Consider the following 14,614-nt stretch of genomic DNA (forward strand, 5'->3'; position numbering starts at 1 on the left):
AAATAAACCCACTAATTTAGTCAACTATTGAGCAATAGCCATGATCCGAATTACTGATTCTGCGCAAGAGCACTTCGCAAAACTGCTGTCAAAACAAGAAGAGGGCACCCAGATTCGCGTATTCGTGATCAATCCGGGTACGCCAACCGCGGAATGCGGCGTCTCCTACTGCCCACCCGACGCAGTAGAAGCCACCGACACCGAGCTCAAGTTCGAAAAGCTTTCCGCATACGTTGACGAACTGAGCGCCCCTTATCTGGAAGAGGCCGAGATTGATTTCGTCACCGATAACCTGGGTTCCCAGCTAACGCTAAAAGCGCCTAACGCCAAAATGCGTAAAGTGAGCGACGATGCGCCGCTGATTGAGCGCGTTGAGTATCAGCTCCAGGCAACGATTAACCCGCAGCTGGCCAGTCACGGCGGTAAAGTTTCACTGATGGAAATCACTGATGACGGCTTTGCCATTCTGCAATTTGGCGGCGGCTGTAACGGTTGTTCAATGGTCGACGTGACGCTGAAGGAAGGGATCGAAAAAGAGCTGCTGGTTGCCTTCCCGGAACTGAAAGGCGTGCGTGACCTGACCGAGCACCAGCGCGGCGAGCACTCCTTCTACTGATTGCCAGACGGGCGATAGCGCTGCCGTAACGTTCTGTTGGATAGCATCCTGACAGAAAAAGACGACGCGCCTTCGCCTCTGCTTTCGGCTTTTACGCCTGTTTTTTCCCCGCTTTGCGCCTGCGATGCACATCGTTGAGCAACGCATTAACGTGCGCATCATTAAACATCGTTTCCAGCGAGACGCTTAGCTTGCGTCGCCAGTTGGGATATTGATCGACCGTGCCCGGCACGTTGACTGGCTTATCCATATCCAGCAGATCTTCCGGCTGTAATCCCAGCAAAGCGCTGCCGCTGTCGGCAATAAAACGGTGCATGCCGCGATTCAGAACCGGGGTCATTTTCATCAGGCTGGCTTTTTTGCCCGCGCTTTTCGGCAGGCAGCCATATTGATGTAAGGCTTCCAGTAAAGCCTGCTTTTGACGCGCACGTTGCTGATACAGGCCATGCAACACCACTTTATCGGGATAGAGTCCCAGCACTTCGCCCATTTCTAAATCGACCGCATTCCAGAAACCTCGTAGCGTTGGCAGATCGTGCGTGGTGGCGCTCGCCACCGACTGACGCGGCCAGGCTGCGGGCGCACGATAGCGTTCATGTTTTTCCTGTTCGAAATAGAGCACCTTCCACGAGTAAATCGCGGCGTTGCGCAGCTTAGCGACGATCTCCTGCGGCACCGTACCCAAATCCTCGCCCAGCACCATGCACTGGTTTCGCTGGCTTTCCAGCGCCAGGATCGCGATCAGATCGTCGACCGGATAAGAAACATAGGCACCATAGTTGGCCGTTTCACCATAAGGTATCCACCACAGCCGCAGCAGCGACATCACGTGGTCGATACGCAAGGCGCCGCAGCTGGCCATATTTGCCCGCAGCAGATCGATAAACGGCTGATAGCCTCTTGCCGCCATCACGTGCGGATCCATCGGCGGCAAGCCCCAGTTTTGTCCGAGCGGCCCAAGGATATCGGGCGGCGCGCCAACCGAAACGTCCATGCAGTAGAGCTCGCGGTCACACCAGGTTTCAGCGCCGCCTTCCGCGACGCCTACGGCAAGATCGCGATACAATCCAACCGCCATGCCTCGCTGCTGACTGAGTTGCCAGCACTCTTCAAACTGACGATTCGCCAGCCATTGCAGCCACAGCCAGAAACGCACTTCTTCCTGATGCTGCTCGCAAAACTCCCGTACCGCTTCGCTATGAACGTCACGCAGCGCTTCCGGCCAGACCGGCCAGCCCCAGAAGTTATCATTTTCCTTGATCATCGCCCCGTGCAAGGCATCGAAAGCCGCCTGCCAGTAAAGGCTTTCGCCACCTTTAGCGATAAAATCGGCGAAATGCCGCTGGCTGGGATGATCCTCGCCATGCTGACAGAAAGTCTTCCAGGCCAGACTCAGGGAAATCATTTTCAGTTCGCCGACGATGCCGTAATCGACCCAATCGCCTTCGCGAACCTGCTTTAGCCGGCGCTGGATGTTTTCCCCCATTAGCCACAGCTGTGCCTCGTCGCTTTGCTGAAACTCAGGCACGGCGCTCACGTCGATATAGAGCACGTTCAGCCAGCGCCGCGACGAAGGGCTATAGGGGCTGGCGCTGACCGGACTGGCGGGATAGAGCGAATGGATCGGATTCAGACCAATAAAATCGCCGCCGCGTTCGGCCACTTCCGTCACCATTCGTTTCAGATCGCCAAAGTCGCCGATCCCCCAGTTCTGTTCTGAACGCACGGAATAGAGCTGTACGCTCAGTCCCCAGATTTTATCGCCCTGCCGCACCGATGTCGGTTCATAGCAGCGTTTGGGTGCCACAATCACCCGGCATTGCCAGCTTTTTTTGGCCTGAGTCAGCCACAGCTGGTGGTAGCCCAGCGCCAGGTTGGCGGGCAACGTCATCACTTCACCTGCTGATACCTCACCCTGATATTCACGTCCGTTCTCAGTCACCAGCTGCCATTGATAAGCGCCCTTTCCTCCCACTTCCAGCTGCAAAAGGCGCTTGTGCTGAAACACCTTACAGCCCGGGATTGGGCCAGGCTTTGCTTTACGTTTTTCAGATGACATCGCCGCCAGCAAACGCCGGCGAATGTCGACATCTATCTGCTCTTTTTGCCCTTTGGCATTGATGTATTCTGACGCAATACCCGCGTCTTTAGCGGCCTGCTCAAACTTCTTGTCCATCGCCTCTCCCGGGCCGTTTGGCCTGCCAGATACGTTGCTGATAATCGCGAATTGATCGATCGGAACTGAACATGCCGCAGCGGGCAGTATTAAGAATGGCCGTGCGAGTCCAGGCTTCTTCATCGCGCCAGAGCGCTTCTACGCGTTTTTGCGCGGCGCAGTAGCTGGCAAAATCTGCCAGAACCAGCCACGGATCGCCATATTTCCCCAGGCTGTCGAGAAACATATCGAAGGCGTGCTTGTCGCCATTGCTGAAAAAACCCTTTTCCAGCTCTTTCAAAATGGCATCCAGATGCTTGTCTTTTTTCCGCAGCTTTAGCGGCGCATAACCGCTGGCTTTCAGTGCTTTCACTTCATCCACGGTGTTACCAAAGATAAAGATATTTTCTTCACCTACCTGTTGCGCGATCTCCACGTTAGCGCCGTCCAGCGTGCCAATAGTTAATGCACCGTTCAGCGCCAGCTTCATGTTGCCCGTGCCGGAAGCCTCGTAACCCGCCGTAGAAATTTGTTCAGAGAGATCGGCCGCCGGGATCATTAGCTCAGCCGCCGTAATGCGGTAATCCGGGATAAAGACGACCTTCAGCTTGTCGCCAATCTTCGGATCGTTGTTAATCTTCTCGGCTACTTTGTTGATGGCGTAAATAATGTTTTTCGCCAGGTAGTAGCCCGGCGCAGCTTTCGCCCCAAACAGGAAAACGCGCGGGACAAAATCCATTTGCGGATTGTCGCGCAGCTGCTTGTAGCAGGAGAGGATATGCAGCAGGCCAAGATGCTGGCGTTTGTACTCGTGCAGACGTTTGATTTGTACATCGAACATCGCCTCCGGGCTAACCTTGATGCCGGTCAGGCGATGGATATAGTCCGCCAGACGGACCTTGTTGTTATGCTTGATTTGTCGGTAACGCTTGCGGAAATCCGCATCGTCCGCACATGCCTCCAGCCCTTTCAATACGTCCAGATGGTTAGCCCATTCGACGTTGAGCGTTTGATCGATAAGCGTCGCCAGCTCGGGATTACACTGCTTAAGCCAGCGGCGCGGCGTTATCCCATTGGTGACGTTATGGAATTTTTTCGGCCACAGCTGGTGATATTCCGGGAACAGATCTTTTACCACCAGCTCCGAGTGCAGCGCCGCCACGCCGTTGACCGCGAAGCCGCTGACCACGCACAGATTCGCCATTCGTAGCTGGTGGTCGTACAACACGGCCAGTTTTTCCCATATGGCTTCGTCGCCGGGCCAGTGCTTATCAACCACTTTTTTGAATCGACGGTTAATCTCTTTAACAATCATATAATGACGCGGCAGCAGCGTGCGCACCAGTCGCTGATCCCACCGCTCCAGCGCTTCCGGCATCAGCGTATGGTTGGTATAGGCAAAGGTTCGGCTGGTTATCGCCCAGGCGTCATCCCACGCCAGCTGGTGTTCATCCAGCAGGACGCGCAGCATTTCCGGGATGGCGATGGTTGGGTGCGTATCGTTAAGCTGAATGACTTCGTAATCGGGCAGCTCGGCAATTTTCCGCCCGGCAAGATGATGACGGCGCAGGATGTCAGCTACCGAGCAGGCACACTGAAAATATTGCTGCATTAGCCGAAGACGTTTGCCTTCCTGATGGTTATCGTTGGGATAGAGCACCTTAGTCAGCTTTGCCGCATCAATGCCCTGCTGTTCCGCCTGTAAAAATTTCCCGTCGTTGAATAGCGTCAGGTTGAAAGGATGAATATGCGTCGCCTGCCACAGCCGCAGCGGCTGCACGATGCCATTGCGATAGCCGGTCACAGGCAAATCCCAGGCCTCACCGCGCAGGGTAAAAGCGGGATGCCAGATAAAACCGCCCTGGGCATTTTTTTCCACTTTGCCGCCGAGTCCCACCTTCACATCCAGCGCGGCATTGTGGCGAAACCACGGATAACTGCTGCGATGCCAGTCGTCTGGAGATTCAATCTGCTGGCCGTCCCGAAAGGATTGCCGGAACAGGCCATACTGATAATTCAGTCCATAACCGGTCGCGGATTGCCCCACTGTCGCCATTGAGTCGAGAAAACAGGCGGCCAGTCGGCCCAATCCGCCATTGCCCAGCGCAGGATCCACTTCTTCCTCAAGCAGCTCGCTTAAATCGCACTGGTGCGCGGCCAGCACCGCTTTCACTTCGTCATACCATCCTAAATTCAACAGATTATTACCGGTCAGCCTGCCGATTAAAAATTCCATCGAAATGTAGTTTACGTGGCGCTGCTTCTTTGCGGGTTTATTGAGGGGCGCAGCAGCCAGCATTTCTGCCAGCGCACCACTCACCGCCTGCCACCATTGGTGGGAGGTCATTTCACGTGCTGAAGATAATCCAAGATGCTGCCACTGGCGCGTCAAAGCCGCCTCAAATCGGGCCTGATTGAATTTCTGTTGCGACATACCGCTTCCTTCTGAAAGGGGGAACGAAGTTTGCAAACGGGCTGAGTCACTTACAGTTAAGACCCGAACAGAAAAAAATGCTCAAAAGAGAAGCAAATAAATTGGATAATCAGTGGGCTGAGGAGAAACAGGGTGGTTAGGGTAAAAAGCGCTTATGCCCGGTTCCTGACGTTGAAAACCAGCAATATCGGATCATGACGCATGAGATGGCCGGTGTTCGTCAGGCGTGGCGAGGGGGTCGATGTTCGGCAATATCGCCAGCGTATTCAGGATGCTGTCGATTTTTTTGACGGTTTCTGAAGGCGAAGCGAGAAGGTACGTTTGCAGCGTCCATGCTGCGAAAACGTGCTAACAGGTCAGCACAGCTCCAGATGCACTTCATGCTCTTCTATGGTTTTCAGTACGCCTGGCGGTGGGGTTTCATCGGTAAACAGATAGTCGATGAGGCTCATATTTCCCAGGTTAACCATGGCATTACGACCGAACTTAGAATGGTCAGCCACCAGCATCACGCAGCGCGAATTTTCTATGATCGCCCGTTTGGTGCGCACTTCGTGATAGTCGAAATCCAGCAGGGAACCGTCCATATCAATGCCGCTGATCCCCAGAATGCCGTAGTCCAGCCGGAACTGGGAAATATAGTCGAGCGTGGCTTCCCCAATAATCCCGCCATCGCGGGTACGTACTTCACCACCGGCAATAATCAGGCTGAAATCCGGCTTCGACATCAGCAGCGTCGCCACATTGAGGTTATTGGTGACGACCCGCAAATTGCTGTGATTCAACAGGGCATGCGCCACCGCTTCCGGCGTGGTACCGATATCAATAAACAGCGAAGCGCCGTCGGGTATCTGGCTGGCAACACGCTGGGCAATGCGGGCTTTCTCCGCCGACCACATCATTTTACGATCCTGCCAGGCGGTGTTTTCCGAGCTTGACGGTAGCGCCGCGCCGCCGTGATGACGCTGAATTTTATTCTGCTCCGCCAGATCGTTCAGATCGCGACGGATGGTTTGCGGGCTGACGGTAAAATGTTCTACCAGCTCCTCGGTACTGACATAGCCCTGACGACGAACCAGTTCAATAATGGCGTCGTGACGTTGCGTCTGCTTCACAAAGCTCTCCTGTTTATCACTTCCCTGCTTTCTGTTTTAGGCTTTTTTCCGCCAGGTATCGGCAAGCGCCATCGCCAGGCCGACCAGCAGACCGGTGACGTGCGCAGCATTAGCAATTGACAGGCCAAACCAGCCCATATAGCCGACAACCAACCAGACCACTGAAAATGCCATCAGTCCACGTTCAAGCCAGATGCCGCTTTCGGGATCGCGTTCACCTCTGAGCCAGGCATATCCCATTAACGCATAGACCGCGCCAGAGAGGCCGCCGAACATAACGCCACTGAATTTAGCCTGCATCCACCCGCTCAGTAGCGCTGAAATCAGCAGAATAACAAACAGCTTACCGCTGCCGAGGCGTTTTTCAATTGCACCGCCCAGATACCACCACCAGAGCAGATTAAACACGATATGCAGCACGGAAAAATGCAGCAACGCATGCGTGAACCAGCGCCAAACCTGAAAATGCTGATCTTCATCAGGCCAGGAGAGCCAGCTCATCACGGTTTGGTCCCCGACAAACTGCATCAGGAGAAACACGAAAACCGCGGCAGCCATCACCGACAGCGTCAGCGGGCCTGCCCGTTCGCGAATATTGGCCATTAATGAAGAACTTTGGTATTCGATACCGCTGTTCGTGGTGCCGGAATGCCAGCTGGCGGCCTGATAGCGAGGATGTTCAGGCTCGCGGAGAAACTGATTGAGTTCGTTTTCGACCAGATTTACTTTCGAATCGTCATCCAGCCACAGCGTATAGTGGTTGTCGTGCTCAATCCGCAAACTGATGCCGCGTGTAGCCATATAGTCCACAAAAGCCTGCGCCATGCGGGGATTGGAGAAATCGGTAATGCGCATCATCGCCTGAAAATTCCCTGTTAATGAGCTAAAAGGCGGCCGTCTGGCGGGCGGATGATTCGACCTGCTGCGGGAATGTCGCCTGCCAGGCTTCAAAGCCGCCATCAATGCTGCAAGCCTGTTCAAATCCCTGGCTAAGCAAATACTGAGCGGCGCTTTTGCTGCTGATACCGTGATAGCACATCACCAGTACCGGTAACGACAAATCAGCCTGCTCAAGCAAAGGTGCCAGCGTCTCGTTCGTCAAATGAATTGCGCCGCTCGCGTGCGCTGCGTCATAACTTTGGCGATCGCGAATATCGACCAGCAGCGCTTTGTTATCGGCCAGCTGTGACTGCGCCTGCTGTACGCTGATGCACTCAAATTGTTCCATGGGCAGAATCTCAAATAAGGAAAGTTGGCCGCTATTGTATCGTGAACAATGCTGACAATAACCCAATAAAACGAAAGGTTAATGCCCTTTTTGCCCCTCAATTATGTTACCCACATCACGCATAAATGTTTTTATTCGGTTAACACTGGCGTCAATGTCGCTTTGCGCTTATTATATGCTCGAAAACGAACATTTAAGAACTATTCCGAACATCGGGGGAGATGACGTGGAAACCAAAGATTTGATCGTAATCGGCGGCGGCATCAACGGCGCTGGTATTGCGGCAGACGCCGCAGGACGCGGCCTGTCTGTGCTGATGCTGGAAGCGCAAGATTTGGCCTGCGCCACCTCTTCCGCCAGCTCGAAACTGATCCACGGTGGCTTGCGCTACCTGGAACACTATGAATTCCGTCTGGTCAGCGAAGCGCTGGCCGAACGTGAGGTGCTGCTGAAAATGGCCCCTCATATCGCTTTCCCAATGCGTTTCCGCCTGCCGCACCGTCCGCACCTGCGCCCGGCATGGATGATCCGCGTGGGTCTGTTTATGTACGATCATCTGGGTAAACGCACCAGCTTGCCAGGCAGTAAAGGTTTGCGTTTCGGCTCAGACTCAGTACTAAAACCTGAAATTTCGCGCGGTTTCGAATATTCCGACTGCTGGGTAGATGATGCGCGCCTGGTTGTGCTGAACGCACAGGAAGTTGAGAAACGCGGCGGCGAAGTGCGCACCCGCACTAAAGTGACACGTGCCTGGCGTGAGAACGGCCTGTGGACGGTGGAAGCGGAAGATATCGATTCCGGCAAAACGCTAACCTGGCAGGCGAAAGGTCTGGTCAACGCCGCTGGCCCGTGGGTTAAGCAGCTGTTCGATGACGGTCTGCAATTGAAATCCCCTTACGGCATCCGCCTGATTAAAGGCAGCCATATTGTGGTTCCGCGCGTTCACACACAGAAGCAAGCCTATATTCTGCAAAACGAAGATAACCGTATCGTGTTTGTGATCCCGTGGATGGACGAGTTTTCCATTATCGGCACCACCGACGTTGAGTACAAAGGCGATCCGAAAAACGTTCATATCGACGATAACGAGACTGAATATCTGCTGAAAGTCTTTAACAGCCATTTCAAAAAGACGCTGAGCAAAAGCGACATTGTCTGGTCTTACTCCGGCGTGCGCCCGCTGTGTGATGATGAGTCCGATTCACCGCAGGCGATCACCCGCGATTACACGCTGGATGTGCGTGACGACAACGGCCAGGCACCGCTTCTGTCGGTCTTTGGCGGTAAATTGACCACCTATCGCAAGCTGGCCGAAGCGGCGATGGAAAAACTGGTTAAGTACTATCCAAAAGCCGGCCCGGCGTGGACCAAAACCTGCGTGTTGCCGGGCGGTGACATTGCCGGTACGCGTGAAGACTATGCGGCAAGCCTGCGTCGTCGTTATCCGTTTATTACCGAAGTGATGGCGCGCCACTACGCGCGTACTTACGGTAGCAATACCGAGCTGTTCCTGAAGTCGGCGAAAAGCCTGGAAGACCTGGGCGAACTGTTTGGTCATCACTTCTATGAAGCGGAGCTGCGTTACCTGGTTGAAAACGAATGGGTACGCGAGCAGGATGATGCGCTGTGGCGCCGCACCAAAGAAGGTATGTGGCTGAATGATGCGCAGCGCGCCCGCGTAGGTGAATGGCTGGCGCAGCATGCGAAGAAGCCTGCACTGTCGCTGGCGTCGTAACCAATGCAGTAAAAACTGAAAAGCCGGCATCAGCGCCGGCTTTTTTGTTCTTCACGGTTATGCCTACAGCCGAATCGGTTTAATTCCCCAAATCTCATCGGCGTATTCCTGAATCGTCCTGTCCGAAGAGAAATAGCCCATATTGGCGATATTCAGCAGCGCTCGCCGCGTCCACTCTTCCGGCTGTCGATACAGTTCATCCACTTTATCCTGCGTATCCACATAGCTGCGGTAATCCGCCAGCAGCTGATAGTGATCACCCAGATTCACCAGCGAGTCAAAGATATTGCGATAACGACCTGGCTCCTGCGGACTGAATGTGCCGGTCGCAATCTGCGTTAATGCCTGATGCAGCTCGGCATCCTGCTCGTAGAATTTGTGGGGGTTATAGCCACTGGTACGCAGCGCCTCGACCTGTGGCGTGGTGTTGCCGAAAATAAAGATATTCTCTTCTCCCACATGCTCCAGCATCTCAACGTTCGCGCCGTCCAGCGTACCAATGGTCAGTGCGCCGTTCAGTGCGAACTTCATGTTACTGGTGCCGGAAGCCTCGGTTCCCGCCAGCGAGATCTGTTCAGAAAGATCGGCTGCCGGAATGATGATCTGTGCCAGGCTGACGCTGTAGTTAGGGATAAACACCACTTTCAGCTTGTTTTTAACCTGCGGATCGTTGTTGATCACCGTCGCCACGTCATTAATCAAGTGGATAATGTGTTTTGCCATGTAATAAGCCGAAGCGGCTTTACCGGCAAAAATATTCACACGAGGCACCCAGTTAGCGTCGGGATCGGCTTTGATCCGGTTATAGCGAGTGATAACGTGCAGCACGTTCAACAGCTGACGCTTGTATTCGTGAATACGTTTGATCTGCACATCGAACAGCGCATGAGGATCGATAACAATATCCATTTTCTGGGCAATATAGCTGGCCAGCCGCTTTTTGTTGAGCAGCTTGGAGTCGCTAATTTGCTTCAGGAAGCCGGGATAATCGATATGCTGTTTCAGCTCGTCCAACTGGCTCAGCTCGGTGCGCCAGTTGCGACCAATGGTTTCATCCAGCACTTCGGAAAGAGACGGATTTGCCAGCGCAACCCAACGGCGAGGCGTTACGCCGTTGGTTTTATTGCAGAATCGTCCCGGGAACAGCGCGGCAAAGTCAGCAAACAGCGACTGCACCATCAAATTGGAGTGCAGTTCTGAAACGCCGTTAACTTTATGACTGACGACCACGGCCAGCCAGGCCATGCGCACCTGTCGGCCATTGTTTTCATCAATGATCGAGATGCGCGACTGAAGATCCCAATCATCCGGGTAGTAATCCTGGATCGTCTTCAGGAAGTAGTCATTGATGTCGAAGATGATTTGCAAATGACGCGGCAGGATCTTGCCGATCATATCGACCGGCCAGGTCTCCAGCGCCTCCTGCATCAGCGTATGGTTGGTATAAGAGAACACCTGGCAGGTCACTTCGAACGCATCGTCCCAGCCAAACTTATGTTCATCGATCAGCAGCCGCATCAGCTCGGGGATCGCCAGCACCGGATGCGTATCATTCAGGTGAATGGCAATTTTATCTGCAAGATTATCAAACGTTTGGTGCATCGCCCAGTGACGGTTAAGAATGTCCTGCACGGTTGCCGATACCAGGAAGTACTCCTGACGCAGACGCAGCTCACGTCCGGAATAGGTGGAGTCGTCGGGGTAGAGCACGCGCGACACGTTTTCCGAATGGTTCTTGTCTTCTACCGCCGCAAAATAATCCCCCTGGTTGAATTTCCCCAGATTGATTTCGTTACTGGCCTGCGCGCCCCACAGACGTAAGGTATTGGTGGCATCGGTATCGAAACCTGGAATGATTTGATCATAGGCCGTTGCCAACACCTCCTCGGTTTCCAGCCAGCGGGAGCGGTTACCCTCCACCTGAATACGTCCGCCAAAACGCACTTTATAGCGCGTATTGAAGCGCTGGAACTCCCAGGGATTGCCATATTCCAGCCAGTAGTCCGGGGATTCCGCCTGACGTCCATCGACAATATTCTGCTTAAACATGCCGTAGTCATAGCGGATACCGTAGCCGCGCCCCGGCAGGCCGAGCGTTGCCAGCGAGTCGAGGAAACAGGCGGCGAGGCGACCCAGGCCGCCGTTCCCCAATCCCGGATCGCTCTCTTCCTCGATCAGCTCTTCCAGATCGAAACCCATCTCTTCCAGCGCGGCGCGGGCATCTTCATAGATGCCCATCGCCAGTAGCGCATTGGATAAGGTGCGGCCAACCAGGAACTCCATCGACAGGTAATAGACCTGACGCACATCCTGCGACAGCTGCGCACGGTTAAAACGCAGCCAGCGCTCGACCATTCTGTCACGCACCGCCAGCAGCGTGGCGTTCAGCCATTCATGCTTATTGGCAATCGAGGGATCTTTGCCAATGGTGAACATCAGTTTATAAGCGATGGAATGCTTTAACGCCTCAACGCTGAGCGTCGGGGCGGTATAGATGAAAGGTGCGTTCATATCAAATTTCCCGATTTCTGATTACAACAGTCGTTGATAGAGATCGCGGTAGGCCACGGCGGCCACCTGCCAGCTAAAGTCCATCCCCATCGCCTGGCGCTGAACGTAGCGCCACAGTGAAGGACGAGACCACAGCACAAAGGCCCGACGAATCGCCCTCAGCAGTGACCAGGCGTTACTGTCTTCAAAGACGAAACCGCTGGCAATGCCATCGGCAAGGTTTTCCAGCGAGCTGTCGTGTACCGTATCGGCCAGCCCTCCGGTACGCCTGACCAGCGGCAACGTGCCGTACTTCAGACCATACAACTGCGTCAGGCCGCAAGGCTCAAAGCGGCTGGGCACCATGATAATGTCGGCACCGCCCATGATGCGGTGCGAAAACGCCTCGTGATAACCGATCTGCACGCCTACCTGCCCCGGATATTCCGCCGCCGCCGCCAGGAATCCCTGCTGGAGAACCGCATCTCCGGCACCCAACAGCACCAGCTGACCGCCCTGCTCAAGTAAACCCGGCAGCGCTTCCAGCACCAGATCGAGACCTTTTTGCTTAGTCAGGCGGCTGACCACGGCAAAGACCGGCACTTTGTCATCAATCTTCAGCCCCATCGCAATTTGCAGCTGGCGTTTATTCTCCTGCTTGGCGTCCAGCACGTCGCGGTTATAGCGGGCCGTTAACAACAGGTCTTCCGCCGGATCCCAGATGGCAGGATCAACCCCGTTCAGAATGCCGGTAAGCCGCCCTTCCAGCTGACGCTGTTTGAGCAAATCTTCCATTCCGTAGCCAAATTCCGGCAGCGTGATTTCGCGCGCATAGGTCGGGCTAACCGCCGTAATGTGATCGGCATAGAACAGTCCGGCCTTGAGGTAGGAGATCTGTCCGTAAAACTCCAGCCCGTGCATATTGAAAAACGACCACGGCAGCTGGATTTCTTCCATGTGATGCGCGTAAAAAAGTCCCTGGTACGCCAGATTGTGTACGGTAAAGACTGACTTTGCCGGACGACCGCGCGCGGCAAGATAGGCACAGGTCAGTCCGGCGTGCCAGTCGTGCGCGTGCACCACTTCTGGCCGCCAGAAGGTGTCCAGTCCACAGGCGATTTCACACCCCATCCAGCCCAGCAGCGCAAAGCGAAGATAGTTATCCGTATAGGCGAACTGTGATTCGTCGTGATACGGACTGCCGGGCCGATCGTACAGGCCCGGCGCATCAATCAGGTAAATCCCCACCCCGTTGAACTTGCCGTAAAGCAGCTCAACATATCCCGCGAAGGTTTGCAGTCTGGCGACAACTTGTGTTTCAGGAATTCCCTTTTTCAGATCGGGAAAAGCCGGAATCAAAACTCTGGTGTCAGTACCTTCTGCAATCTGCGCCGCCGGTAATGCTCCAACAACATCAGCAAGCCCGCCGGTTTTCAACAGCGGGAAAATTTCTGAACAGACATGTAAAACCTGCATTATCGGCTCCTTAACTGTGTTCTGACGCGTTCCTCCGCATCAGATACGCCTGACCCTGTTTTACGGCTAACTGCGCCATCCCAGCTTTGCCAGCATGGAACGAGTTACCAATACAATCCCTTCTTCCGAACGGTAGAAACGGCGCGCATCGTCATCCGGGTTCTCCCCGATTACCGTCCCTTCCGGCAGTTCGCACGCGCGATCAATAACGCAGCGGCGCAGACGACAGGAGCGTCCTACCACCACGTCCGGCGACAACACAGAGGATTCGATATTGCAGAAAGAGTTGATTCGTACGCGAGAAAACAGCACCGAGTTCACCACCACTGAACCGGAAATAATGCAGCCTCCCGATACCAGTGAATTCATGGTCATACCGTGACTGCCCGAACGATCCTGCACAAATTTTGCCGGCGGCAGCGGCTCCATATGCGTGCGGATGGGCCATTCACGGTCATACATATCCAGTTCTGGCGTCACGGAAGCCAAATCGAGATTCGCCTTCCAGTACGCCTCAAGCGTTCCCACATCGCGCCAGTAAGGCGGCGCGTCAGGATTGCTTTGCACGCAGGAAACGCTGAAGGAGTGCGCCAGCGCTTCACCCGTCGCGACAATTTTCGGCAAAATGTCTTTGCCAAAATCGTGATTCGATTCAGGAATTTTCAGGTCATCTTCCAGCAGCTGATAGAGATATTCTGCATCAAATGCGTAGATCCCCATGCTGGCCAGCGCCTGCGTCTCGTCGCCGGGCATATGCGGCGGATCGGCAGGTTTTTCAAGGAAATCAACGACCTTATTGTCATCATTCACCGCCATCACGCCAAATGCGCTGGCTTCTTCAATCGGCACCGGCAAACAGGCGATCGTGCATTTCGCCCCGTTCTCAACGTGCTCCAACAGCATGCGTGAGTAATCCATTTTGTAGATATGGTCACCGGCAAGGATCACGATATATTGCGCCTGGTAGCGGCGAATGATGTCGAGGTTCTGCGTCACGGCATCAGCCGTTCCGCGATACCAGTGTTCCGTCGCCTGCCGTTGCTGCGCAGGTAGCAGGTCGACAAACTCGTTCATTTCCTCATTGAGGAACGACCAGCCGCGCTGGATATGCTGCACCAGCGTATGCGACTGATACTGAGTGATCACAGCGATCCGTCGGATCCCGGAGTTCAGACAATTCGACAGAGCAAAATCGATAATGCGAAATTTCCCGCCAAAGTGGACGGCAGGCTTGGCACGTTTCGCGGTAAGATCCTTCAGCCGCGTACCGCGTCCACCCGCCAGGATGAGGGCTACAGTTTGTGCCGGCAGTTGCCTCGCCAGCATCATGGGATCGTTCTTATCTAAGTAGGCCATGTCTGACTC

Annotated in this window: 10 protein-coding genes; 2 read left to right on the forward strand and 8 right to left on the reverse strand. The window is 54.4% G+C overall.

All coding sequences use genetic code 11. From position 1 onward, the window contains the following. The first annotated feature begins 40 nt into the window (after nucleotides 1-40). Complete coding sequence (gene nfuA, locus AAGQ96_RS19970; protein WP_147200149.1) at nucleotides 41-616, forward strand: Fe-S biogenesis protein NfuA; 576 nt, start codon at nucleotides 41-43, stop codon at nucleotides 614-616. Between the two features lie 91 nt (nucleotides 617-707). Here nfuA and malQ read toward each other — a convergent pair whose 3' ends face one another. The 5 genes from malQ to glpE all read right to left on the reverse strand — a co-directional run bounded on the left by malQ (nucleotide 708) and on the right by glpE (nucleotide 7,548). After that, nucleotides 708-2,792, reverse strand: a complete 2,085-nt coding sequence (gene malQ, locus AAGQ96_RS19975) for a 4-alpha-glucanotransferase (protein ID WP_342754399.1) — start codon at nucleotides 2,790-2,792, stop codon at nucleotides 708-710. Further along, nucleotides 2,776-5,205: a maltodextrin phosphorylase gene (malP, locus tag AAGQ96_RS19980; RefSeq protein ID WP_342754400.1), complete on the reverse strand. Its 2,430-nt coding sequence runs from the start codon at nucleotides 5,203-5,205 to the stop codon at nucleotides 2,776-2,778. The genes malQ and malP overlap by 17 nt, the downstream gene beginning before the upstream one ends. A 356-nt stretch (nucleotides 5,206-5,561) precedes the next feature. Continuing rightward, the gene (locus tag AAGQ96_RS19985; protein ID WP_147200152.1) at nucleotides 5,562-6,320 is read right to left on the reverse strand and encodes a DeoR/GlpR family transcriptional regulator; all 759 of its coding nucleotides are present in this window, start codon (nucleotides 6,318-6,320) and stop codon (nucleotides 5,562-5,564) included. A 36-nt stretch (nucleotides 6,321-6,356) separates the two neighbouring features. After that, nucleotides 6,357-7,175, reverse strand: a complete 819-nt coding sequence (gene glpG, locus AAGQ96_RS19990; RefSeq protein WP_342755596.1) for a rhomboid family intramembrane serine protease GlpG — start codon at nucleotides 7,173-7,175, stop codon at nucleotides 6,357-6,359. A 28-nt stretch (nucleotides 7,176-7,203) separates the two neighbouring features. Continuing rightward, nucleotides 7,204-7,548, reverse strand: a complete 345-nt coding sequence (gene glpE, locus AAGQ96_RS19995) for a thiosulfate sulfurtransferase GlpE (RefSeq protein WP_342754401.1) — start codon at nucleotides 7,546-7,548, stop codon at nucleotides 7,204-7,206. Between the two features lie 226 nt (nucleotides 7,549-7,774). On the opposite strand from glpE, the gene glpD reads away from it, so the two are divergent. Beyond that, entirely contained in the window at nucleotides 7,775-9,283 is a 1,509-nt protein-coding gene (glpD, locus tag AAGQ96_RS20000; protein ID WP_147200154.1) for a glycerol-3-phosphate dehydrogenase, read from the forward strand. A gap of 63 nt (nucleotides 9,284-9,346) precedes the next feature. On the opposite strand, the gene glgP is transcribed toward glpD, so the two are convergent. The 3 genes from glgP to glgC form a co-directional block, all read right to left on the reverse strand. After that, nucleotides 9,347-11,794: a glycogen phosphorylase gene (gene glgP, locus AAGQ96_RS20005; RefSeq protein WP_147200155.1), complete on the reverse strand. Its 2,448-nt coding sequence runs from the start codon at nucleotides 11,792-11,794 to the stop codon at nucleotides 9,347-9,349. A 21-nt stretch (nucleotides 11,795-11,815) separates the two neighbouring features. Next, nucleotides 11,816-13,249: a glycogen synthase GlgA gene (gene glgA, locus AAGQ96_RS20010; RefSeq protein WP_147200156.1), complete on the reverse strand. Its 1,434-nt coding sequence runs from the start codon at nucleotides 13,247-13,249 to the stop codon at nucleotides 11,816-11,818. A 66-nt stretch (nucleotides 13,250-13,315) separates the two neighbouring features. Continuing rightward, nucleotides 13,316-14,605: a glucose-1-phosphate adenylyltransferase gene (glgC, locus tag AAGQ96_RS20015; protein WP_174822371.1), complete on the reverse strand. Its 1,290-nt coding sequence runs from the start codon at nucleotides 14,603-14,605 to the stop codon at nucleotides 13,316-13,318. Between the last annotated feature and the right edge of the window lie 9 nt (nucleotides 14,606-14,614).

The organism is Pantoea sp. MBD-2R, assembly GCF_039134845.1.
Lineage (GTDB): Bacteria > Pseudomonadota > Gammaproteobacteria > Enterobacterales > Enterobacteriaceae > Erwinia.